This window comes from Nocardia brasiliensis IFM 10847 (assembly GCF_000710915.1).
GTDB lineage: Bacteria > Actinomycetota > Actinomycetes > Mycobacteriales > Mycobacteriaceae > Nocardia > Nocardia brasiliensis_A.
In genome coordinates, this window is record NZ_BAUA01000215.1 from 1 (window position 1) to 22,752 (window position 22,752).

The 22,752-nt window shown below is 66.0% G+C and carries 24 protein-coding genes; 5 read left to right on the plus strand and 19 right to left on the minus strand.

Features of this window, described 5'->3' with window-relative positions; translation table 11 throughout:
- Positions 1-220 precede the first annotated feature (220 nt).
- Complete coding sequence (locus tag NBRGI_RS41940) at positions 221-2,134, minus strand: M61 family metallopeptidase (RefSeq protein ID WP_029903705.1); 1,914 nt, start codon at positions 2,132-2,134, stop codon at positions 221-223.
- 259 nt (positions 2,135-2,393) lie between these two features.
- Here NBRGI_RS41940 and NBRGI_RS47095 point away from each other — a divergent pair, with 259 nt between their 5' ends.
- Together NBRGI_RS47095 and NBRGI_RS49765 are read left to right on the plus strand one after the other, a co-directional pair.
- Entirely contained in the window at positions 2,394-2,612 is a 219-nt protein-coding gene (locus NBRGI_RS47095; RefSeq protein ID WP_051728442.1) for a hypothetical protein, read from the plus strand.
- A 78-nt stretch (positions 2,613-2,690) separates the two neighbouring features.
- Positions 2,691-2,825, plus strand: a complete 135-nt coding sequence (locus NBRGI_RS49765; protein ID WP_268808481.1) for a hypothetical protein — start codon at positions 2,691-2,693, stop codon at positions 2,823-2,825.
- 285 nt (positions 2,826-3,110) lie between these two features.
- Here NBRGI_RS49765 and NBRGI_RS50060 read toward each other — a convergent pair whose 3' ends face one another.
- The 13 genes from NBRGI_RS50060 to NBRGI_RS42010 form a co-directional block, all read right to left on the minus strand.
- Positions 3,111-3,449 carry a cold-shock protein gene (locus tag NBRGI_RS50060; RefSeq protein ID WP_081878469.1) on the minus strand — a complete coding sequence of 113 codons (339 nt, stop codon included), beginning with the start codon at positions 3,447-3,449 and terminating at the stop codon, positions 3,111-3,113.
- Positions 3,424-3,645, minus strand: coding sequence for a hypothetical protein (locus NBRGI_RS41955; protein ID WP_029903709.1), 222 nt, complete (start codon positions 3,643-3,645; stop codon positions 3,424-3,426). Before NBRGI_RS41955 ends, NBRGI_RS50060 begins: the two co-directional genes overlap by 26 nt.
- A 326-nt stretch (positions 3,646-3,971) precedes the next feature.
- Positions 3,972-4,259, minus strand: a complete 288-nt coding sequence (locus NBRGI_RS41960; protein ID WP_029903711.1) for a hypothetical protein — start codon at positions 4,257-4,259, stop codon at positions 3,972-3,974.
- Positions 4,260-4,290: 31 nt separating this feature from the next.
- Positions 4,291-4,716 (minus strand): Hsp20/alpha crystallin family protein, encoded by a 426-nt coding sequence (locus NBRGI_RS41965; protein WP_029903712.1) that lies wholly within the window; start codon positions 4,714-4,716, stop codon positions 4,291-4,293.
- Positions 4,717-4,944: 228 nt separating this feature from the next.
- The gene (locus NBRGI_RS41970; protein ID WP_029903714.1) at positions 4,945-5,718 is read right to left on the minus strand and encodes an ATP-binding cassette domain-containing protein; all 774 of its coding nucleotides are present in this window, start codon (positions 5,716-5,718) and stop codon (positions 4,945-4,947) included.
- Positions 5,715-6,536 (minus strand): ABC transporter ATP-binding protein, encoded by an 822-nt coding sequence (locus NBRGI_RS41975; protein WP_029903716.1) that lies wholly within the window; start codon positions 6,534-6,536, stop codon positions 5,715-5,717. The genes NBRGI_RS41970 and NBRGI_RS41975 overlap by 4 nt, the downstream gene beginning before the upstream one ends.
- Positions 6,533-7,429: an ABC transporter permease gene (locus NBRGI_RS41980; protein ID WP_195135098.1), complete on the minus strand. Its 897-nt coding sequence runs from the start codon at positions 7,427-7,429 to the stop codon at positions 6,533-6,535. Before NBRGI_RS41980 ends, NBRGI_RS41975 begins: the two co-directional genes overlap by 4 nt.
- A complete protein-coding gene (locus NBRGI_RS41985; RefSeq protein WP_029903720.1) occupies positions 7,426-8,376 on the minus strand; it encodes an ABC transporter permease in 951 nt (316 codons plus the stop codon). The genes NBRGI_RS41980 and NBRGI_RS41985 overlap by 4 nt, the downstream gene beginning before the upstream one ends.
- Before the next feature lie 10 nt (positions 8,377-8,386).
- Positions 8,387-9,946 (minus strand): ABC transporter substrate-binding protein, encoded by a 1,560-nt coding sequence (locus NBRGI_RS41990; protein WP_029903722.1) that lies wholly within the window; start codon positions 9,944-9,946, stop codon positions 8,387-8,389.
- Positions 9,947-10,054: 108 nt separating this feature from the next.
- Positions 10,055-11,071, minus strand: a complete 1,017-nt coding sequence (locus tag NBRGI_RS41995) for a TauD/TfdA family dioxygenase (RefSeq protein ID WP_051728443.1) — start codon at positions 11,069-11,071, stop codon at positions 10,055-10,057.
- Between the two features lie 18 nt (positions 11,072-11,089).
- Positions 11,090-12,361 (minus strand): hypothetical protein, encoded by a 1,272-nt coding sequence (locus tag NBRGI_RS42000; RefSeq protein ID WP_029903726.1) that lies wholly within the window; start codon positions 12,359-12,361, stop codon positions 11,090-11,092.
- On the minus strand, positions 12,348-13,961 hold the full coding sequence (locus NBRGI_RS42005; RefSeq protein ID WP_063726395.1) for an NAD(P)/FAD-dependent oxidoreductase: 1,614 nt from the start codon (positions 13,959-13,961) through the stop codon (positions 12,348-12,350). Before NBRGI_RS42005 ends, NBRGI_RS42000 begins: the two co-directional genes overlap by 14 nt.
- Complete coding sequence (locus tag NBRGI_RS42010) at positions 13,958-14,389, minus strand: hypothetical protein (protein ID WP_148311167.1); 432 nt, start codon at positions 14,387-14,389, stop codon at positions 13,958-13,960. The genes NBRGI_RS42005 and NBRGI_RS42010 overlap by 4 nt, the downstream gene beginning before the upstream one ends.
- Positions 14,390-14,676: 287 nt before the next feature.
- On the opposite strand from NBRGI_RS42010, the gene panC reads away from it, so the two are divergent.
- Genes panC through NBRGI_RS42025 form a run of 3 tightly spaced genes read left to right on the plus strand, consistent with a single transcriptional unit; the run spans position 14,677 to position 17,481 of the window.
- Positions 14,677-15,564: a pantoate--beta-alanine ligase gene (panC, locus tag NBRGI_RS42015; RefSeq protein ID WP_036562840.1), complete on the plus strand. Its 888-nt coding sequence runs from the start codon at positions 14,677-14,679 to the stop codon at positions 15,562-15,564.
- A gap of 24 nt (positions 15,565-15,588) precedes the next feature.
- Positions 15,589-16,593 carry a hypothetical protein gene (locus tag NBRGI_RS48435; protein ID WP_029903733.1) on the plus strand — a complete coding sequence of 335 codons (1,005 nt, stop codon included), beginning with the start codon at positions 15,589-15,591 and terminating at the stop codon, positions 16,591-16,593.
- A 12-nt stretch (positions 16,594-16,605) separates the two neighbouring features.
- Positions 16,606-17,481: a P1 family peptidase gene (locus NBRGI_RS42025; RefSeq protein ID WP_029903735.1), complete on the plus strand. Its 876-nt coding sequence runs from the start codon at positions 16,606-16,608 to the stop codon at positions 17,479-17,481.
- A 16-nt stretch (positions 17,482-17,497) separates the two neighbouring features.
- On the opposite strand, the gene NBRGI_RS42030 is transcribed toward NBRGI_RS42025, so the two are convergent.
- From NBRGI_RS42030 to NBRGI_RS42050, 5 genes are read right to left on the minus strand one after another with little or no spacing between them, the layout of a single operon-like run.
- Complete coding sequence (locus NBRGI_RS42030; protein ID WP_029903737.1) at positions 17,498-18,220, minus strand: response regulator transcription factor; 723 nt, start codon at positions 18,218-18,220, stop codon at positions 17,498-17,500.
- Entirely contained in the window at positions 18,217-19,632 is a 1,416-nt protein-coding gene (locus tag NBRGI_RS42035; protein WP_029903739.1) for a cation:proton antiporter, read from the minus strand. The genes NBRGI_RS42030 and NBRGI_RS42035 overlap by 4 nt, the downstream gene beginning before the upstream one ends.
- 57 nt (positions 19,633-19,689) lie before the next feature.
- Entirely contained in the window at positions 19,690-20,166 is a 477-nt protein-coding gene (locus NBRGI_RS42040; RefSeq protein ID WP_014984581.1) for a PaaI family thioesterase, read from the minus strand.
- A complete protein-coding gene (locus NBRGI_RS44805) occupies positions 20,163-20,963 on the minus strand; it encodes an alpha/beta fold hydrolase (protein WP_051728446.1) in 801 nt (266 codons plus the stop codon). The genes NBRGI_RS42040 and NBRGI_RS44805 overlap by 4 nt, the downstream gene beginning before the upstream one ends.
- A complete protein-coding gene (locus NBRGI_RS42050; RefSeq protein ID WP_051728447.1) occupies positions 20,960-22,750 on the minus strand; it encodes a long-chain-acyl-CoA synthetase in 1,791 nt (596 codons plus the stop codon). Before NBRGI_RS42050 ends, NBRGI_RS44805 begins: the two co-directional genes overlap by 4 nt.
- Between the last annotated feature and the right edge of the window lie 2 nt (positions 22,751-22,752).

The following is a 22,752-nucleotide window of genomic DNA, read 5'->3' on the forward strand; positions in this document are numbered from 1 at the left end:
TACGCACCGTCCTCACCCGCTACCGACTGACACTGCCCGGCGCACCGGAACCCGGCCGCGTCCGCAACATCACCAACGTCCCCGCCCACGGCGCCCGCCTCACGCTGACCGCCCTCACCGACCGCTAACGGCCAACGCCCGCGCAGATTCCAGCGTCCCGCGCGCGTGTCAGTCGAAAGACACGCGCGCGGGACACCACCCTATGCGCGGCAGGCAGCCGCTAGTTGCGGGCGGCCAGGATTTGGGTGAGGTAGTCCGGGGTGCCTTCGATGCGTTGCAGGTGGGGGTAGCGGAGGCCGTCGTGGTAGTTGATTTCGACGGTCCGGGTTTGATCGAAGTCCTTCACCTGCAAGCGGATCGGGGCCGGGTTCGTCTTGGCCGCCTCGATCGCGGCTTCCATCGTCGCCTGGGAATAGGGTGCGTCGTTGACCGAAACCACCGTCATCCCGGTGCCGACTTTCGCCTTGAACGCGGGTCCGTCCCAGCGCACGTCGGTGACCTTGCCCGCGCCGGACACGTTGAGACCGATCGAGTAGGTGTAGTTGACAGCACCATCGGCCGTTTTCATCTGGGCCGTGAGAAAGGCGCCCGGGTTGTTGTCGTAGACCAACTTCCAGCCCGTCTTCTCGACGCTCGAGGCGAACGGTTCCTTTCCGTCGAGGCGATCGCGCAAGTACTTCGCCCAATCGTCGGCGACCACGCCATTCAGGGTCGAGACGACGTCGTCGAAATCGTAGGTGTTCTGGGACTCCCACTTGTTTTCGTCGACACCGAAGAACGCGCGAGCGAAATCATCGAGCGACTTCGTGTTCCCGGACAGTTCGCGGATCCGCGCGTCCACACCCAGCCACACCAGTTGCCCGCCCTGGTAGTAATCCTCACTGAGCTGCCACGACCGATACGGCTTCGTACGCCGCTGCGCGATGATGGGATCGTTGGTGGTGTCCTGCACAGTGCGCCAAGAAAGTCCGGGCCGATTGTCGGTGTATGTGGCGACCACCGAAGCCAACGCATCACGAGAGACTTCCACGGGCCGCAAACCGGACCGGCCGGTGAGCACGTTGCCCCAATACTGCGTCTGTCCCTCGTAGACCCACAACAAACTGTCTTGCATCGGGACGTTGTAGTTGGGCGTCCACAGGTCCGCCGGGCGGCGGAACTTGCCGTTCCAGGAATGGGTGTACTCGTGTCCGAGCAGATCGGCGCTGCCGACCGCAGGATTCCACCCGGTGAAATAGTCCGTGGGTTGACCGTTTTCGCTGGACCGCTGGTGTTCCAATCCGTTGGAGCTGAGCTGGTCCGACAGCGACAGCAGGAAGTCGTAGTGATCGTAGTGTTGCGAGCCGTACAGTTTCACGGCCTGTTGCACCAGCGCCTTGTGCAGCTCGATGTGCTCGGGCTTGGCCTCGAGCTGCTCCGGCGCGTCGGCGAATACCTGCAGCCGCACCGGGGGTTTCGCGCCGGGAGCCAGGTCGAACTCCTTGTGATAGCGCCCCGCGTACACCGGCGAATCGACGAGGATGTCCAACGGAACAGTCTTGTAGTTCACGGTGTCGCCGTCCTTGCCGGCGATATCCAGCGCGGTTCCGGCCTCGAATCCCGGTGGGTAGGTGACGCTCGCGGTGAAGGGAATCTCACTGGCCGGCGGGCCGGCCGGATAGAGGACCACCGCATTCCACTGCAGATTCAGCATATTCGGCGTCATCACCACGCGCCCCTGAGTGGAGTCGGTGGGAGTCAGGTACTGGAAGCGGGCGTCGATCGAGTCCACGCCGTCGGGCACCGCGACCTTGAACGCATACACGTTCTTCGGATCACGCTTCCACTCCAGCTCGTTCCCGGCGTTGGTGAACGTGATACCCCCGATCTTGTCGATCGGACCGGACGGCGAGTGGTTGCCGGGCAGCCACTGCGGAAACAGCAATTCCACCTCGCCCGACTGAACGGGGATCGTCTGTTTCACCTGAACCACGCGCTGCGGCAGATTGGTCATATCGACCGCGACCGAGATCGCTTTCTGCTTCGCCGGCGCTTCATCGGACTTGTCGCGCAAGCCGAAGTACAGCGAGCCGGCCAGGATGAGCACAACAACGACGCCGACTGCGCCGAGAATACGAACCTTCGACAACGACACTCCCCGAGTCACACAAACGATCCTCGGCGGAGGGTGTTCGTCGGCCAAGGATGGGACCTACCGATTTCACATACAGTGCGACCGCCTGCCCCATCCCTCCTCCCAAGTCAAAGCTTCGAACAGGTCGTCCACCTCTGCGAACGCCCCTTGCTTGCTGAGCTGAATGTCGATACTACGAGGGTTGCTATCCCAGCGTGTGACGAGCGAGTGTGGGCTACGTCATACCAACTGTCCGCTTCATCGGCTGTTCGGGTTGGCGGTGGACCGGGTCAGGTGGGTCACCTGGGCGGCGGTGACGCTGGGGGCTTGCCGCAAGACCCCGGAGGGCACCCCGCACGCCACTGTCGTCACCGCCGCGGTGCTGCCGCACCCCGGCGCCGACCCGGTCGTATTGGTATCCCCCAGTGCCACTGTGAAACTCGCCGACCTGCGGGCCGATCCGACCATTACACTCGCCATCCGCGCGGGCTGGCAGTGAACCACCGTCGAAGGAACAGCACAGCTGGTCGGGCCCGACGACCTTGATACCGGCATCGACGCCGAACGACAACGGCTGGTGATTGGCGATATCTTCGCCGCGGCCGACGTCGCCCAGGACTGGGACGCCTATGACCAGGTGATGCAGGACAAACGCGGAACCCTCGTCTTCGGCACGCCGCACCGCATCTACCCGAATGCCGCCACATCGTGAACCGCAGGGTGGGTGCGCCGAGCGTGACGAGGGTCAGCGGTAGGTGACGCGGGCAGGTTTACACAAGTGCAGGAAGGGATTTCGGGCCCGCGGGTGGCGGGGGTCGGGCGACCGGGGAACTGCGGGGGCGGCGGGCACGGTCGGCACCGTCCGGGCTTCCCACCACGGGCGAAGCGGGCCGGAGCCGGACCGATGCACCATCGCGGTGCCCCGGCCCGGCGTGGTGTGCGTGCGGACGGTAGCGGAACTTGTTGTGGTCATTACGTTTTCCGGTGTAGTGGAGAGTCAGGACGCCCTGGCCAGGCACGTCGACCGACTTCGGCGGATCGGTAGACGATCCCGGTGGTGGAGGCTGCGCTCTGCAGCGCAGGGACCAGGCACGACGCGGGTGGCTTCGAGGCCCCGGCCGGTATCGGTGGCGGTGTATTCGACCCGCTGTCCGGCGGCGAGGGTCTTGTAGCCGGGCATGTCGATCACGCTGTGGTCTACGAACACCGCGGCTCCGGTCGGGGCGGTGAGGAACCCGAACCCTTTCGCGCTGTCGAACCAACTCACCCGCCCGCGGTGCCAGCGGGACGCGGCCGGGTCGGTGTGCGTATCAATAGGCGAGGCAGTAGTAGTCATCGTCGAAAGGGGCGGGAGTGATCCAGTTCTGGTCGATGCGGTCGGTGATGTCGGCGGCGTCGAACGCGGCGCGGATGCGTTCGGCCACCGGGTGCACGGCGGTGGTGTCGAGGCCGAGGTCGCGGTCGCGCTCATCGGCGAAGGCGTGCTGTCCGGCGCGGTCGACGTCGCTGCCGTCGGGAACGAAGGTGGTCATCGCGATCTCCTTTCTCGTGCCGAGGGGTTCGCACCGTCTCGCCGGGGGCGCCGGCAAGAGCGCGGAGGACCGGTGGGCCCGCGAGCAGCGCCCGTGCGGGCCCACCGGTCGGCGGAAGAGATTTCGAAAACGTGATGGTCTTGCTCAACAGCTCGGTGGGGGCCGGGTATCGCAGCGCCTGCTGCCATACAAGGTGGCCGGGCACCCGTCGCGGTTACGTCGGTCCTGACGACGCGGTGCAAGGGTGCAGGCCCGGGGCGACACGACCGCGCCCCCAACCGAGAAACCCGTGGTTGCGTGTTTTGACAGGCATCACCTCGCTTTCATCAGTTGCCAACCGGGCGAACACGGTTGGGCGGTCCACGCTGGCACGCGCGCGCCGGGCCGGGACGGCGTCCGGCACCTCGCGGCCGTTTCCGGTCCGGTGCCGGGCACGAACGCCGGGACGACGGCTCGTACGGCCGCTGCGGCCGCGGGCGCGCGGCTTCCCGCAGCACGGCGTCGACCTCGGCGAACAATCGCTCGACGTCCGGATCCAAGCCCAGCAGTTCGGGCTCGCGCCACCACGGCCCCGCGGTCGATTCCTCGACCGGTGTATCGATCGCACTCCGCATTGCAGGACCTCCGGAGCGGGACCTGGCCGGTTCAGGCGTTGATGGCCTGACGGTCGGCGGATTCGCTGCGGATGACCTCGATCTTGCGCGGCTTGGCCTTCTCCGCGACGGGCACGGTCAAGCGCAGCACCCCGTCGCGGTAGTCCGCACGGATCGCGTCGGTGTCGAGGTTCTCGCCAAGGAACAGCTGACGGGAGAACACGCCGCGGCTGCGTTCCGCGGCGATCATCGACCGGCTCTGATCCAGTTGCGGGCGAGTGGCTTTCACGGTCACGACATTGCGTTCGACGTCCAGGTCGAGGGAGTCCGGGTCGATACCGGGCAGGTCGAATTCGACGAAGAACTCATCGCCGTCCCGCCAGGCGTCCATCGGCATGGCCGCCGGGCGCGCAGGTGTACCGAAGACCTGCTGCGTCAGGCGATCCAGGTCACGGAAGGGATCGGTACGCATCAGCATGGTCGCCACCTCCAACTCACTCCATTCTCGATCGGTGGAAACTCAGATAACCTCTGTCATCTGACATAGATAATATTTAGCACTCGGCACAGGAGAGTGCAAGTAGGATCCAGAGAAAATCTTCAGCAACCGCAGTGCAGGCGGTCGACCACACCGATGAGTTCAGGGCCGGTTCCTCGTCGATACTTCTGGATGGATCAGAAGACAGGAGTCCGGCTGTGGCGGTGCTCAGAACGGCAACGTCGGCACGGCGTCCAAGAGCGCCCGTGTGTACGGGTGCTCAGGGTGAGCGAGCACCGTTTCCGCGGCGCCGCGTTCGACGATTTCTCCGTCTTTCAGCACCAGGAGCTGATCGCACAGTTGCTGTACCACGCCGACGTCGTGGGAGACCAGGATCAGCGAGAGACCGAACTTCTCCACTAGATCGCGCAGCAGTTCGATGATCTGGGCGCGGGTGGGGGCGTCCAGGGCAGAGAACGGTTCGTCGCCGACGAGCACCTTCGGGTTCGGCGCGAGCGCGCGGGCGATCGCGATGCGCTGGCGCTGCCCGCCGGAGAACTCATGCGGATATCGTGCCGCCGCATCGGGTTCCAGGCCGACCGCGACGAGCAATTCCGCCACGCGGTAGTCGTGGTTGCCCGGGATCCGCAGGCACTCCAGGGGTTCGGCGATCGAATCGCCGACGATCATGCGCGGGTCCAGCGAACTCAGCGGATCTTGCAGCACCACTTGGACTTCCCGGCGAAACCAGGTCAGGTCGCGGCCGCGGACCGGCTTGCCCTGATAGCGAACCGCACCCCCATCGGGACGATCGAGGGCCAGCAGCAGACGCAGCAGAGTCGACTTCCCGGAACCGGACTCGCCCACGATGCCGAGATGGCTGCCCTCGGCCAGCGTCAGGCTCACCGCACGAACCGCGTCCCGGCGCGGAGCGTGGCCGAACAGTCGGGTGCGCGGCAAGCGGAACGATCGGCTGAGGTCGTCGGCCTCCAACAGGATCACGAAATCACCTCCGCGGAGCCGGTGCTCACCTTCGCCGTACCGCGCCGGAACGACGACGCCCGCGCGAGTTCCAACAACGTTCGCAGGTACGGATGCTTCGACTCGCGCAGGGTCTGCGCCAGATCGCCGTCCGCCAGCACGCGCCCCTCCCCCAGCACCAGCACCCGCTGCGTCACCTGCGCGAGCACCGCCAGATCGTGCGTGACGAACAGCAGCGCCGAACCTTCCTCGGACACCAAATCCGCCAGCAGGGCCAGGATTTCGGCCTGCACGGTGACATCGAGCGCCGTCGTCGGCTCGTCGGCGATCAACAGGGCAGGCTTCGCGGCGAGCGCCATCGCGATGCCGACCCGCTGCCGCTGCCCACCGGAGAGTTGATGCGGGAACGCGCGCACGATATGCGCCGGGTCCGGCAGGCCGACGCGAGCCGCCAGCTCGATGGTCGCGACGTCGGCGGCGCGCCGGCCCATCTTCTGGTGCAGCCGAAGCGGTTCCGCGATCTGCTTGCCCACGCGCATCAGCGGATTCAACGCCGACAGCGGTTCCTGGAACACCATCGCCATCCGGCTGCCGCGAATCTTCGACAACCGCCGGTCGTCCAGCCCGAGCAGCTCCACACCGTCGAGCGTGATGCTGCCACGCACCCGCGCCTCCTCCGGCAGCAAACCCATGATCGCCAGGGCGAGCAGAGATTTCCCCGATCCGGACACACCGATCAGGCCGAGCCGGCCGCCGGCCACCATCTCGAAGTCGACGGCGTCGAGCAGCACCCGATCGCCGATCTCGACCGTCAGCCCGGTCACCTTCAGCAGTGTCATCGAGTCGGCACCCCTTTGCGCAGCCGCGGATCGGTGACGCTGCGCAGCGCGTCACCCAGCAGATTGAAGCCGAGCACCGTCAGCGCCACCGCCAGACCCGGCCACACCACCAGCAGCGGCCGCACCTTGATGTAGTCCTGTTGCGCGCGCAGGATGCCGCCCCAGGACGGCGCCGACGGCGAACTGCCGTAACCCAGGTAGGTCAGCGCCGCCTCGGCGAGCACGGCCAGCGCCATCACCCAGGACAGCTGCACGATGAGCGTCGGCGCGATGGCGGGCAGCAGGTGTTTGCCCACGATCCGTCCCGTCGACGCCCCGGCAGCCCGGGCGGCGAGGACGAAATCGCTGGTCAGCACGCGCGCCACTTCGGCACGCGCCACCCGCGCGACCGCGACGCCCGAGCTGATGCCGATGGCCACCGCGACTGTCAGCATCGACCCGCCGTACACGGCGGCCAGCACCATCGCGAGCAACAGCGCCGGGAACGCGATCATGATGTCGATCAGCTGCACCACCACCGAGCCGACCGGGTGCGGCGACAGCTGCGCGGCCATCGCCAGCAGCAGGCCGAGCGTGCCGGCGATCGCGGCGACCACCAGCGCCACCGCGAGGGTCTGCCACGCACCGGCCAGCACCTGACTGAACACGTCGTGCCCCACCCGGTCGGTACCGAGCAGGTGCCCCTCGCGCAAGGGCAGCAGCCAGGCCCGACCCGGGTCGGTGGCCTGCGGGTCGTAAGGGGTCCACCACAGCGACACCACGCTCGCCACCACCAGCGTGGCGACCATGGTCACCCCGAAAGCGCCACTGGGCTTTCGGATCAGGGCGGCGAGCACGACCTGTACCGCACGGCGCCTGCGCCGCCACTTCGGCCGCTCGACGGCTCGGATCACAACGTCGCCTCCACCCGTGGATCGATGAGCCGGTGCAGGATGTCGACCGCGAAACCGATCACCAGTACCGCGCTGACGATCAGCAGCACCTCGCCCTGCACCTTCACCAGGTCGCGATTCGCCACGTCGGACAGCAGCATGCTGCCCACGCCCGGCAGGGTGAACACCCGCTCGATCACCACCGCACCCACGATCAACACCGCGAACTGCAACCCGAGGATCGAGACCACCGGCGGCGCGGCATTGCGAAAACCGTGCCGTACCAACGCCTGTGTGCGAGTCAGTCCCTTGGCCCGCGCGGTGCGCAGATACTCCGAATACAGCACCCCCAGGATGGCCGAGCGCACAAACCGGAACAGCACCGCGCCCTCGGACAACCCGAGCGTCACGCACGGCAGGATCAGGCTGCGCATCGCGTCGCCCGGCTCGGCCCAGCGATCGGCCGGAAATCCTTGTGCGGGCAACACTTTCAGCTCTACTGCGAACACCAGGATCAGCAGCATCGCCAGCCACAGGCCCGGCACCGCGATACCGAGCTGCGACAAGGCGTTTGCCGCCTCACCGGTCCGGCTGCGATGCCGGATCGCCGCCCAGGTGCCCAGCGTTACCGCCAAACACAGTGCGATCAGCAAGGATCCGACGATCAGCGGGCCCGTGACGGCCAGTTTCTGCTGCAACTCGGGCCCCACCGAAGTCCCGTTGAGCTGGGAATGGCCGAAATCGCCGTGGAATACCCCGCCGATCCAGGACAGGTATTGCTCCGGCAGCGACCGATCCAGACCGAGATCGGTGCGGATGGCGGCGATCTGCTCCGGTGTCGCCTGCAGCCCGGCGACGGTCGCCGCGACGTCACCGGGCAGCAACCGCAGCAGCGCGAAGACGAGCACGCTCGCCACCGCCAGGGATACCAGGAGCAGCCCCACTCGCTGGATCACATACCAGAGCAAAAGACCTCCGTCACTTGGCGACCGCCAGCTCGGTCAGCGGAAACCGGTTGTTGGTCTCATGTTGCGGCACACCGTAAACCCCCTTGCGCACCACCGTGTTCAGCTCGACGAGGAACAACCAGTCACACGGTGCGTCCTCGGCGATCTGCCGGGTCATTTTGCGCAGCAGGGCATTACGCGCATCCTCACTGTCCGCGGTGCGCGCCTCCTGATACCACTGCTGGACCTGTTTGTTGTCGTAGCCGAAGTAGTAGTCGGCACGCGCGTAGTTGTTCACATCCCGCGCCTCGGCGTGATTGACCACGCTCAACTCGTAATCGTGGTTCTTGTACACCTTCGACAACCAGGTCTGGAACTCGACCACCCGGACGTTGAGCGTGATGCCGACGTCTTTGAGGTTGGAGACCAGGATGTCGCTCAGCGCGGTGACGTAGTGGTTCGGATATTCCACCGACAGCGTCAGCCCGTTGCCGTACCCGGCCTTGGCGAGCAGCTTCTTCGCGTTCTCCGGGTTGTATTCGTCCAGCGAGGTCAGGTCCTCGTACCAAGGATCCTGCGGCGGCACGGGACTACCGATCTGGATACCCGCACCCACGGCCTTGATGATCGCCTTCTTGTCCAGCGCTTGCCGGATGGCATGGCGCACATCCGGATTCGCCAGGATCGGGTTTGCTTCGTTGAAGGCGAGGGTGTATTCGTCGGTGCTCGTCCCGCGCAGCACGCTGAACTTGTCGCTGTCGGTGAACGGTTGCAGCAGGGTCGGATCGGTCGCGGTCTGCACGTCGAGCTGCCCGGTCAGTTCGGCATTGTTCGCGGTATTGGCGTCGATGATGTAGTGGAACACCACCTTTGCGACCTTCGGCTTCGGCCCCCAGTAGTCGTCCCACCGCGTCAGGGTGAGGGTCGAGCCACGGTTCCACTGGGCCAGCCGGAACGGCCCGGAACCGTTCTCCGCGCCGTCGAGGGCGGCGAAATCGGTGCCGGTCTTGTAGACGATGCCGCCGCGCTGGGTCAGGTTCCACAGCAGGTTGGTGTCGCGCTGCTTCAGCTGGATCGTCACGGTGGCCGGGTCGGCGGCGGACACCGACGCGATGGACGCGAGCTCGGCCGCGCGCAGCGACTTGGAGCCCGGTGCGATCTGCTGCTGCAACGACCACACGACATCGGCAGAGGTCAGCGGTGTGCCGTCGTGGAACTTGGCGTTCTGCACCAGGTGGAAGGTATAGCTCAACCCGTCCGGCGACTGTTCCCACGAGGTCGCCAAGCCGGGCACGATCTTGTCCTGGGCACCGGCGTCCACCGTGACCAAGCCCTGATATACGTTGTCGAGCAACGCCTGATCGAGCGCGACGCCCGCGGTGGTGAAGGTGTTCAGGCTGACCGGCTCCAGCGCGAAGCGAACGTTCGCCGTCGCGTTGAGGTTCAGCTGGTCGTCGGGGGGTGTCGCGGCCTGGGTGGCCTTGCTCGGGTCCCCGCCGGGCACCACGTCGCCGCCGGTGCCGCAGGCCACACCGGTCAGCCAGACCACGAAGGCGAGCGCGACGACGGCAACGGGACGACCGCGCCTCAACGGATGCCCCCGCGGGTGCGCACCGTCATTCTCCGAGACTGCAATTCAGCACTCCTGACTTCGTTTCGACGCCGATCGAGCCAGACACCCATGACACGATATCTCCGATCAGCGAACTTGTTTCAGTGGCATACCTTCACGGAACGCCGCGTGTCCGGGCGGCGGCGTCGGCGCACCGAACGGGTTGAGCCAGAGCCGAAGTAGCTCACGGGCGATCTGATCGGTGTCGATGAATGCGGTGCGGGCATGCACGATCACATTGTTGTTGAGGAACTGGATGTCGCCGGGCCGAATTCGCATGGTGATCTTGTTCTCCGGCCGGGCGGCGATCGCCTCGAAGGTGTCGAGCGCGTACCGCTCCACCGGGGACAGATCCAGATCGAATCGCTCGTGCGCGGATTCGACGAACTGCCGTAGGTAGTACCGGCAGGTGAGCCGTCCCTCGTGCCAGGCGTACACGGAATTGCGGTAGTACGGCCGCTCGCCGTCGACCTCTTCGTCGCGCCGGTCGTAATAGAAACCGGCGTAGTACAGGCCGAGCAGTTCACGATGCTCGCGCAGCAGCTCGTTGTGGATGGTCACCGAACTGGTCAGGCTGCTGTAGCCGCCTTCGCCGGCGGAGTGCAAGCAGAGCAGGCCGACGATATCCGAACTGTCGGTGTGGAACGGGAGGGCCTCGTTGGTCTGGTAGCCGCGGGTCGCCGCGTTCAACAGGCCCCCGTTGCCGTAGTTCTTGACCGGCACCAGAATGTCGCCGCGGGCGTTCTGCGTCACCGCCGGCCCCAGGTGCGCGCTCAGCCCCCAGTACATGAGTTCGATATCGGAGCGCGGAATATCGGCCGTGATCGGAAAACCACTGAGCACGGCGAACCCGCGCCCGGAGACGAGGGTGTCCGACAGCGCGGCGAGTTTGCGCGCCAGCCCGTCCAGCGGAAAGTCTTCGCGGGTGATGTCGCCGAGATCTTTGCCGGTCCGCCGGCAGTGCTGCAACGCGGCGAACAACTCGCCGACGTCATCGGTGGTCAGTGGCGTCGTCCACTGGTCGGGATCGGTGTAATCGCTGCTGCGCCACGCGGCGGGGCCGGTGATCGTCTGGGTGCAGATCGGAAGAGTTGCGTGAGTCATTTCGTTCGCTCATTCCTGTCACAAACGGAGATTGGTCACGAGTGGACGTTTATCGATGCCCGCGGGCATCGTGAGATCCGCGCTGCGGCCGTAGTCACAGGTGACCAGCAGTTCCAAGGCGAGGTCGCGTTGCACCATGCTGCCGCCGACGCCCACCACGGCGGGCAGAACGGAAATCAAACGCCGCACGGCCTGTTCGGGATTCGACTGGCAGTAATAGCGGAAACTCTCCGCCACACCGACCGCGGTGCGCCGGGTGCCGATCAGATGCGCGGCGGTATCCGTTGCCTCCGCCCCGATTTCGTTGGCCAGCTGCTCGGCGAGTTCGTGCCGGTCGGCCCCGATGATCGCCAGCAGGACGTGCAGATCCACGAACGCCGAATTGGAGGCCGCGCGAATTTCCGGCGCCTTGTCCGCGACCGCCGTGAAATCGTCCGGCTCGGCCCGGCCCGCCAGTCGCAATCGCCACAGCAGCGATACGGCATCGCAGAATTGCATGGCCGAGCATTCCGCGCCGAGCACGCCGGTGACCTCACCGGTGAGCCCGACCAGCGCGTCGTGGTCGGAACCCGCCATCGAGTTCAACGCGTGGTGCCAGCTCAGATGCGTACGCAGCAGGCAACTTTCGACGTTCCAGCGGGCTCGGGTGGCCGACAGCAGGTCCGCCACCGCACCGTGGTCCCTGGTTTCGAACAGGGCGTGCGCGCACGCGTGCACCGCCCACGGATTGTCGTCCGGGGCGAGCTCCAGTGCCCGGCTGCCCGCCGCGTGCGCCTCGGCGAATCGATGATTCTCCCCGAGCGCGAAAGCCAGCATGGCCAACAGGTACGGATACGCCTCGGTCGCGCCTTCGGTCAGCAGCGGACTCGCGGACAGGCGAGCAAGCAACGTCTCGGTGGCACCGGTCAGGAAGTCGACCTGATGCCCGGCGGCCAACGCCAGTTCGTCCGCGGGGAACTGCCGCGATATCTCCAGCAGGGTGGTACCGGCCGCGCCGAAATCGCCGCGCAACAACTGCCGGATCGCGTCGAGGTGCGCCGATTCCAGCGCGGTGATCGCGCCCTGATCGATATTCCGCAGGGCGGCAACGACTTCCACCGGCGGCCGAACCCCGCCCAGCAGGTACAGGTAGGCGCGCAGCATCACGATGACCGGTTGCGCGGCATCGTCGGGCGCCAGCGCGTCCAGCGACGTGACCATGGAGCGGTCGAACCTGAGCAGCCCGTTCAGGGAGCCGGACACCGCGGCCGAGACCCGGTCGTCGTACGAGGAGAGATCAATCGGATTCATCTGCACCCAACTCTGGCGAAGCGGGCAGTCCGCCGAGGTAGAGCTCACGAATCCCCGGCCGGGCCCGGCGGGCCCAGGCGACCGCGCTGGCTACTTTGTCCATGTCGATATCGAAGTAGGGCTGGGACATGTCGGTCAACCCGAACGACGGCGGCACGAAATCGACCGCCGCGAACAGCTTTCGGAACTCCGACACCGCGGTGTCGCGGCTGGTCGCCCGGCTCCAGTAGGCGGTCATGATCTGGTCCGACTTCCGATAGAACGCGTCGATGAAGCCGTCGAGCCCCGTGCCGGGCGCCGCGTCGGCCTGCTGCGACGGCTCCTTCCCGGCGGCGCGCGCGGCGGCGAGCGCGGTGACGTGCCGCAATCGGTTCTCGGTGCGCATGGTGCCCGTCACCTGATTCACCTGCCACACCCGGAACCACGCGTTCCAGAGTTCGAAGTCGGTGAACGAGCGGAATGCGTTGCCGACCAGGAAGTCGTTCTCCTCGATCAGGCTGGACTGCATCTGTTCGATGTCGTCGAAGGTCTCCGGCGTGAAGCCGCCCCGGAAGCGGTCGACCAGCCGTTCGGCCAGCCGGTCCACCACGACCGCCGTGTTCTGCATGCCGCGGGAGAACAGCGGGTCGATGAATCCGGCCGCGTTGGAGGTGAGACACCATCGATCGCCGACCGTCCGGGTGGCCGAGTATTGCAGCCGGCCGGCGCTGATCCACGAGCGCGCGTTCTGCGCGTGCTCGAATTGCTTGCCGATCTCCGGATACGTCGCCAGGAAGTCGGCGAAGGCCTGCTCCGGGTTCGGCAGCGGCGCCTCGTCGCCGTCGTCGATGCGCCAGACGACGCCCACGCTGCACAGCGGATTGGACGATTTCTCGCTGTTGTCGAACGGGATCACCCACATCCAGCCGCCGTCGAAGACGTGATGCAGTGTCCCCGTGTGCCATTCACGCGGGCCGTGCACGGCGGTGATCTCGTCGAACGGGGTCACGCCGGTCATGTGGGTGAACACGGATTTCGATGTGGTGCGCAGACCTTCGGTGGTGCGCAGCCCCAGTGCGGCCGCGACGGGTGAGCCGCGCCCACCCGCGTCGACCACATATTCGGCCGAGATCCGGGTTCCCTCATCACCTTCGAAGAACACGCCCGCCTCGGTGATGTCCAGCCGGCGGGCGCCCACCCCCTCCAGCAGGACGGCCCCGTAGTCGCGGGCGCGCAGCGCCAGCCAGTGATCGACATCGGCCCGGAACAGATGCGACTCGGTTTCCACGATCTCCGACAGCGGGAACTGGTGGGCGCGCCGCGCCGTGGTACCCGGCTCGTGGTAGATGAAGCCGAAGTTGTTCTTCATGCCGCAGGTGCCGACCGACCCGATGAGATTGTCGAACGACGACAACGCGGCCAGCTCCGGCACACCGTATTTGATGCTCATCAGCTTGTAGAGCTTCGAGGTGTTCGGGATCGTCGATTCCCCGATGGCGAAGCGAGGATGCGTCTTCGGGTCGACCATGCAGGTACGCAACCCGGACGCCTGCAGACACAGCGACAACGTGCTTCCAGAAAGGCCGGAGCCCAATATCAGCACGTCATAATCGGTACTCACCGCGAAACTCCCTCGGCCGATCCTCTGCGCAACGGAGTCTGCTGATGATATTGCATGAGCCAGCGATTGTCGCGACGTATATACACCGTAGAAATGGCGGCATAGATACCCTCGAGACCCACCCGCTTCTGATACATCTCGTAAAACACGATATGCGCATCCGGCCCCAGGGAACGCTCATGGAACTCGAGTATCTGATAAGCCTCGATAGGCGGTGCCGTACCGACCGCGTTCAACATGATCCGCCGGGACAGCGAAGCATGCGGAGAAGGCACCGCGAACACCGCATCGGTCGCCGTGGCGTGGTCATAGAATTTCGCACCGTCACCCGCGCTCAGCGCACGCCACTGCAAAAACTCTATTTCGGTCGGACTCGGATCGGCCGGATTCCCGTCAACCGGGTTACCGGCGTTTTCTGACGCATGCATGACCATTGAGTACCCGTCTGATTCCCAAGCGGAGAATGCCAGGTCGCCGGCACCCTCCCCAGGGCCGTCGATATTTTATGTTCCGGAAGGAACAATATCACGGTGCGCACACCGGCGGCAACGTTTCGACGGAGGGAACGCGATACCAACGCGCTTGATCTACAACGGATCTCGATTACGTCAACAGCTGCGTCGACGACCGCGTTCCGGTACCGTCGAAGTGATCTATCGACACGCCCGTTGCCGCTGCCGAAAGCGCGTTCGGAGCCAACCGGAGGGGAGAATCATTGAAGCCACCGGATGCCACCAATTATGCACAGGGAACATTGACCGTCCTGGAAGATCCGGCGGCGATCTCACACATTTCCGCGGAACTGCGGGCACAGGGTCGCGAGGTCACCTTCGTGCCCACCATGGGCGCCTTGCACGACGGTCATCTCGCATTGGTCGAGGCGGCCCGGAAAAACGAAGCCGAGTGCATTGTCTCGATCTTTGTCAACCCATTACAGTTCGGGGCCTCGGAGGATCTCGACCGTTATCCGCGAACATTGGCGGCCGATCTCGATCGGCTGCGCGCCGCCGGCGTGCGGCTGGTGTTCACGCCGACCCTCGCGGGAATGTATCCGACCGGACCACGGACCACCGTCACGCCCGGCCCGCTCGGCGCCGAACTCTGCGGCGCGACAAGGCCGGTGCTCTTCGGCGGCATGCTCACCGTGGTCGCCAAGCTGCTGCAGATCACTCGGCCCCATACCGCCTATTTCGGCGAAAAGGACTATCAGCAGCTCATATTGATTCAGCAGATGGTGCACGACCTGAACTTCGACATCCGGATCGTCGGCGTCGCGACCGTCCGCGAGCCGGACGGCCTGGCCCTGTCCTCACGTAACCGCTACCTCGATGCCACCGAGCGGATTTCGGCCACAGCGATCCCCACGGCGTTGCAGGCGGGTGCGGGCGTGCGCAACCGGGGACCCGCCGCGGTACTCGACGCGGCCCGCGCGGTACTCGACGCCGCCACGGGCGTCGAGGTCGAATATCTCGAATTGCGGGATCCCGATCTCGGCCCCACCCCCTCGTCGGGCCCGGCCCGGCTGCTGGTCGCCGCACACGTCGGCAAGACCAGGCTGATCGACAACATCTCGTTGACCCTGACCGACCTTCGGGAAATGTGAAACGGAAACACCATGTGCACCTGTATGTTTTTCCTGGACAGCGCCGAGAAGCGCTTCGTCGCCATCGAATCCCGGGACCATTCGATTTATCGGCCGCATGGTTTCGAAGCGGCCCGCAAGCTGGGGCTCACCCAACCGTTTTCGTACGGCACGCACTGGCAGGACAATCCGGATCTCCGCAAAAAGGTGTGGACCGTGCAGGCGGCGGACAATCCCGAATTGGCCGACGTGGTGGGCGGACTGGATATCGACGGCGGCTCGTGGCTGGCGTTTCATCGGCGCACCGGCGTCTATTGCCGCATCTTCACGCCGGAATGGGACGACCGCACCCGGTCGGACGCCGACGGGAATTCCGCCGCCGAATTGATCGCGCCGGGCGGGCTGAGTCTGGATTGCGCGACCGCCGCATCCGCGGAGCACGCGGTGGAACTCCTGCGCACGCGGCTGGTGCCCGCTTTGGGCGATTCCGGTACTTTGTTCGCCTTTCACCTGGTGGTCGCCGATCCGCAGAACGCTTTCGTGGTCGCGTTCGATGGTCTCGGTACCGTGACGGCAACTCCCATGACCGGCGGTCGCCCGCATGTGCTGACCACTGCGGGACCGGCGGGCGAAGAAGAATTCGGCAGCCGCCTCCAACAGCGCGCGGAAGCCGCCGAAGCACCCGGCGAGAAATTGACCTCGTGGGCGCCGTGGTTGTCCGTTTTCACCGGTAACGAACCCGGTGCGCCGGATTACTCGGCGGCGGGCTGGACCGCCGACCGGTATTCGGCCATCCGGCCGCCCTATCGCGAGAGCGCCGACGCGGACCGGTACAAGAATGTCACACTTTTCCCGGTGACCGATCCGCGCCAGATAGCGTGGACGAAGAGTGTCTCGATATACTCTGCCGGACAGACGGGGGCGGAGTTGTTCGCATACAACGAGCGGCAATTGTTCGAGTACCAGCCGGTGCCGGCCGATGTGCGGCGTATGGGCTTCCCCACGACCCCGGATGACTTCTTCGTCGTGATAGCGAACACTAATTCTTGAGCTGAGGTGGGTATGACGATAAGCATTCCCGGCGTGCGGGTCGGGCACTGGTCCGATCCGCACGGGGAAACCGGATGTACGGTGCTGATCCTGCCGGAGGGCGCCGTCGCGTCCTGTGAGGTGCGCGGCGGCGCGCCCGCCAGCCGCGAGTTGGACGTGCTGGCGCCGGACAAGACCGTGCCCTTCATCGACGCGGTCGTCCTCACCGGCGGTTCGGCGTTCGGTCTCGCCGCCGCGGACGGCGTCATGCGCTATCTCGAGGAGCACGACCGCGGTGTGTCGACTCCCGGCGGCAAGGTGCCGATCGTGCCCGCGCTGGCCCTGTTCGATTTGAGCGCAGGCGATCCCAAGGCTCGCCCGACCGCCGAACGCGGCTACGCCGCGGCCCACGCGACCACCGGTGAGCAGGTGCTCACCGGTCGTGTCGGGGCGGGCACCGGCGCGTACACCGGACACTGGCGCGGTCCGGGCGCGCGCCGGGCCGGCGGCCTCGCCTACACCGAACGACGCTGGAACGACCTCGTGGTCGGCGCGCTGTGCGTGGTCAACGCGTTCGGCGATATCGACGACGGCGCCGCGGAGATCTCGCTGGACCCGGTCACCCAATTGGACCTGATGATCTCCGCGGCGGCCGCGGCGCGGATGCACACCACCATCGGCACCGTGATCACCAATGCCAAGTTGGACAAGGTCGGCTGCCACATCGTCGCGCAGGGCGCGCACGACGGCCTCTCGCGCGCCCTCACGCCGCCGCACGGCCGCTTCGACGGCGACGGATTCATCGCCGCCGCAACGGGTTCCGTCGATGCGGACGTCGACCTGGTGCGTCTCATGGCGTTGGCGACGGTCACCGACGCCATTCGCTCGGTCGCGACGGCGCCGCAGTAGGGCACGCACCCACCGGCTACCAGTCGCCACTGTCGTACTCCGCGCGGACCGCGGCCACCGCGGCCTCGATCCGGCTGGTCACCTCGAGCTTCGCGAGAATACGACTGACGTACTCCTTCACCGTGTCCGGGCTGATGAACAACCGAGAGCCGACCTCTCGGTTGGACAGCCCGTCCACGACCAGCCGCAGGATCTCCCGCTCCCGCTTGGTCAGCGTGGAAAGGCGTTGGCGCGCCTTGAAATCCATCGCCATCCCGCTGTGCATCCGACTCGGCAGCGGCGCCATCGCCAGCACCGCACCCGAGATCAGTACCTCCAGTACCTCCAGCACCGCCAGCACGCCGCGGTCCTTGGCCACCACGGCGTCGACCTGTTCGATATCCGCCTTGGCGGCACCGTGTTCCACCAGCAGCGTGATCATCGGCGGATGGTCCGAATCCCGCAGCCGCGCCACGGTCGCGGCCAATCCGCCGAGCCGCGCCACCGAGGCATCCAGCACGATCACGTCGGGACGCAACCGCGCGGATCGATCTACCACCTCACGCCAGGAACATGTGCCCGCCAAGGCGAAGCCATCGTGCACCGCCACCGCGTGCTCGAAATCCGTTCGGGCGAACGGGAAATCGGACGCGACGAGCAGGCTTCGCCGCGGCACGACAGTGGAGCTGCACCATTCGACCGGGCGACGACGACCGGTGCGCACCTGGCTCTCCTGATCCGATCCGAACCCGACGGTCATGGCGGACCGTCGACCGCGTCGACCCGCTGGTGCCGCAACGCCTGCTCGGGTATTCGGGCCGGTTCGGGTATTCGAGTCTGGTGTGACTCGCGGCTCTCTTCACCGCTCGGCCCGAACACGACGCCGTGCTTCCATCCGCTGCGTTCGAACATCCGCATCACGGGCGTGGCCACGAAGGTCGTAACAATCGTCATCAGGGCGAGGACCGTGTAGAGCTGTTCTGTGATCAGGCCCGCTGTGAGGCCGATATTCAGCAGAATCAGCTCCATCAACCCGCGGGCATTGGCAAGCGCCCCCATCGCGCCTGCCTCCCGCCAGCTCATGCCCTGCCATCGGGCGACCAACCCGATCGCACCGAACTTGCCTGCGAACGACACGAGCATCACCACGGCCGACACCGCCAGTACCGTCGGATCGAAGATCAGGCTGAGCTTGGTGTTGAGACCGGAGTAGATGAAGAAGGCAGGAAGCAGCAAATACGCGACCAGGGGCTCGAAGCGATCACGGATGGTGTCGAGCAACTCGCCACGTGGCATCACAGCGCCTGCCACGAACGCGCCGAAAACCGAGTAGATTCCGACATAGTCGGTAAACCAGCTACCCAGCAGCACAACGAACAAGACGACGGTGAGCGGGAAGATGGGAAGACCGCCGCTGCGTTCACTGTCGCCTGCACGCGGTTTCCAGGTATTCAGCCGGGCCAGGAAGCGGCGCGCGACAACGGACATGAAGATCAGGTACGCCAGGCCGCCGCCGATGGCGAGGAAGGCGCCCGACATGCTCTCCTTGGTCGTCGCGACCACTGTGGCCAGCAGCACCCATGCGCAGGCGTCGTCGACCGCCGCGCACGACAGCGACATGGTGCCCAACCGGGTGTTCAGCAGACCCGAGGAATGAATGATCCAGGCCAGCATCGGGAAGGCCGTGATCGCGACCGCCGAGGCGATGAACAACCCGCCTTGCCAGGTACCGACCTTGCTCGTGAAGTAGTCACCCTGGCTCACCATCCAGGCGCCGACCGCTCCGCCGAGCAGCAGCGGAGCAGTGATGCCGGCGGCCGAGGTCGCTCCCGCCTTGCCCAGGTGCGAACGCAGAATGTCCAGCTTGAACGACGCGCCGACCAAGAACATGTACAACACCAGGCCGAGCTGCCCCACCACGTAGATGGCGGTCAGGTTCGGGTGCGTGATCGAGGACCCGCCCACGTCCAGCGTCGTGGGGAACAGCCACTCCTGCCCCGTCGGCCAGATCAAACCGAAAACCGATGGCCCCAAAACGAAGCCGGCGGCCATGATCGCCACCACTTGAACCTGACCGAGCCGCTGGAACAACGGCCAGAGCAGGCGACAGGTCACCAGAATGATCGCGACCTGCAGAAAGAAATGCGCTGTGACTTCGAGCAATGAGGGCATCGCAAACCTCGCTGAGAAAAGATGTCCACCTTCGCCGTGGCGAAGGTGGACCGTCGACTACGGAGTCGGCATCGACAGAACTTGAACAGTGGACACCGCTGTCGCCACCAGCTTCCCGTCCTCGCTATGTGCTTCCGCCGCAAGGTAGATCGCGGTGCGGCCGGCCTTGCGCACGACGGCGGTCAAACGCAGCCGCTGCCCGGGAAACGTCTGGCGCATGAAGTGCGTCGTCAGTTCCAGGGTCGTCGTCGGGCCGCGCGCGGTCAGGTAACTGAGCGGACCGATGAGGTTGTCGAACATGGCGGAAAGGAACCCGCCCTGCACGATGCCGACGGCGTTGGCGTAGCTCGGCGGCGCCGCCACCGTCGCGGTCAACGAGGTGCCCGGCACGTACTCCTCGAACTGCATGTCCATTTCCTTCGCCGAGGGCGGGGGAAGCTGGAGGGTCACGCCGGGCGGGGTGAAGCTGCGAAAGAGCTCGACCGTGTATTCGAGCACCTTCTCATGGCCGTGAATCGTTGCGTCATCACTCATTTGGTGCCTCCTCGTCCGTTGCCGCGGCTCTGTTCCGCGGCTGTCAGGAATGTTTCCAGCATCGTGTTGAATCCGGGGGCATGTTGGACGGCATGACCCGCACCGGGCAGGTGGACCCGTTGCGCGTCCAGGTGGTCGGCTACCGCATCGCAGACCCGTTCGAGGGCGGGGTTGTGCTCGCCGGAGCAGACCAGCACCGGCACGCCCGCCTCGGCGATCTTGTCGAGCCGGGGCTCGGCTTCCCGCGGTGAACGCAGCTTGCGTCCGAATTCCAGCGCGTGCCTGACCTCTTCGCCCACATCGGCGAGCATCGCGGGATCCACACCGGCCACCGCGAAGAACTTTCGCTCGGCCTCCGCGTCGTCCGGGTTCTGCGCGTATTGATCGGACAGGTCGGCCAGTTCACGGACGTGCTGGTCCTCGGCCGCCGCGTTCCAGAGCGGCGCCTCGATCACGGTCAGCGACCGCACCAGGTGCGGTAACCGCTCGGCCACCAGCAGCGCGCCGATACCGCCGTACGAGAAGCCGATGAGGTGCACTCCCCCAGGCACTTCCGTGATGAGCGCGACCAAATCGTCCGCGTCGGCACGAAAGTCCTGCCACTGCGCGGCCGGGCTCGGCGGAAATCCGCGCCGGCTCGGCACGATCAGCGACCAGCGCTGCGCGAGCTCCTGCTGGGCGGCCCAGGTCATCGCCGCGGGCATCCCGCCGTGCACCAGCACGACCGGCGGGCCGGTACCAGAGCGCTCGATGGCCAGCGGCGCGGCGGCCCGGTCGTAGGTTTCTTCGAGTGTCATTGGCCCTCAGTTCTTTCCAAGGTCGCCGACGCCCGCTCGTCGCGCATGATCGCCGCGTAGCGCTGCGGTGTCAGCTCCTGGTAGGCGGCGTCCCCCGCATCGCGGATATAGATGGGCTCCCCGTCCCGTGGCGTGAAACCTTCCCGTTGCAGTGCGAGTTTGGCCAGCTTCAGCGTTGCCGTGGTTTCCAGCGACGGACACACGCGAATGAAAACCGGTCGTGCGTACGGAGGTAGCACCGCGTCGAGATACGACGCGAGTTCGACGCCGTCGAAGCGGGAGCCGCGAGCCAGCACGATGGCCGCCATGCCGGCCCGGCCTTCGCGTCCGGGCACCTGCACGCCGTAGACGTTGGCCGCGGCGATACCGGGCCAGCGCACGAGTTGCTCCTGCACCTCGGTGGTCGACACGTTCTCGCCCTTGTAGCGGAAGGTGTCGCCGAGCCGGTCGACGAAGAACAAATTCTTCTCGGCATCGATCCGGAACATGTCGCCGGTGTTGAACAGCGCGTCGCCGTCGCGAAACGCATTGGTGACAACCTTTGCGCGCGTGGCGTGTTCGTCTCGATAGCCGCCGAACGGGGTGCGCTTGCGGATCGGCCCGAGCAGCACCCCGACCTCACCGGGGCGGCAGTCGACCAGGCGGGCGCCGTCGCGGACGAAATCGTCGCGGTCGAAGTCCCATTTCGCCAGCCTGCCGCCGAGGCGCAGCTTGCCGACCGAGCCGACCGCTCCGGACAGATTCAGCGTCGCGATGTTGCCCTCGGTCGAGGCGTACAGTTCGACGATCCGGGGTATTTCGAACCGTGCCTGCAGCGTCGCCCAGACGTCGGCTTGCAGCCCCTGCCCGACGATCACCCGGATACGGTGTCCGACATCGTATTCCGTCGGGGCGGTGTTGATCAGGTAGCGGCACATCTCACCGATGTAGTTGAACCCGGTCGCCTCGAAACGGTGCATGTCGTGCCAGAACGCACTCGCGGAGAACTTGCGCCCCAGCGCGAGTGTGCAACCGTGCGCGATCACGCTGGACAGCGCGATCACCAACGCGTTGGTGTGGAACAGCGGAAGACAGTTGTAGATCACGTCTCCCGGCTCCAGACGCCACGCCAACGCGCCGGTGACCCGGCCGACCGAGGTCAACCGCTGATAGCTCATCACCGCGGCCTTCGGCAGACCGGTCGTACCGCTGGTGAAGATGTAGGCGCCGGTGTCGGCGAGCGAATGCAGCGCCGTCTCGGGCGGATCGGTGCTGATCTCGCTCGGCACGAACCGCACCATCCCCGCGACATCGCCTGCGGCGGACGCTTTTTCGTCCTTGTCCACCCGGCAGCGATCGACCAGCTCGGCCGGCACCCGGTCGCGCACGGCCAGGAACGCGGGCAGACATTCCGAACCGACGGTCAGCTGTTTCGCACCGCACGCGGAAAGGGCGTGCACCAAACCGTCGCCGCGGGTCTGGGTGTTGATGAAGGCCACGACGACCCCGAGCTTGCCCGCCGCCAGATAGTGCCAGATGAACTCCGGCCGATTCTCCATCAGCAGAGCGAGCACGTCACCCTTGCTCAGGCCTTCCTCGCGATACGCGTGGGCGATCCGATTGACCCGGCGATTGGCCTCCGCGTAGTCGAACCGCTCGTCGGCGTACAGCAGAAAAGGTTGCGCCGCATGCTCGGCGCGCCCGCTGCGCCGCTCGAACTCGAGCGCCAACGTACGATTCGAGCCCGCACCTTCGAGCATGCCCCGCGCGAGGACCCCGTACGACCGGATGCGTTGGGTCAACGACACGG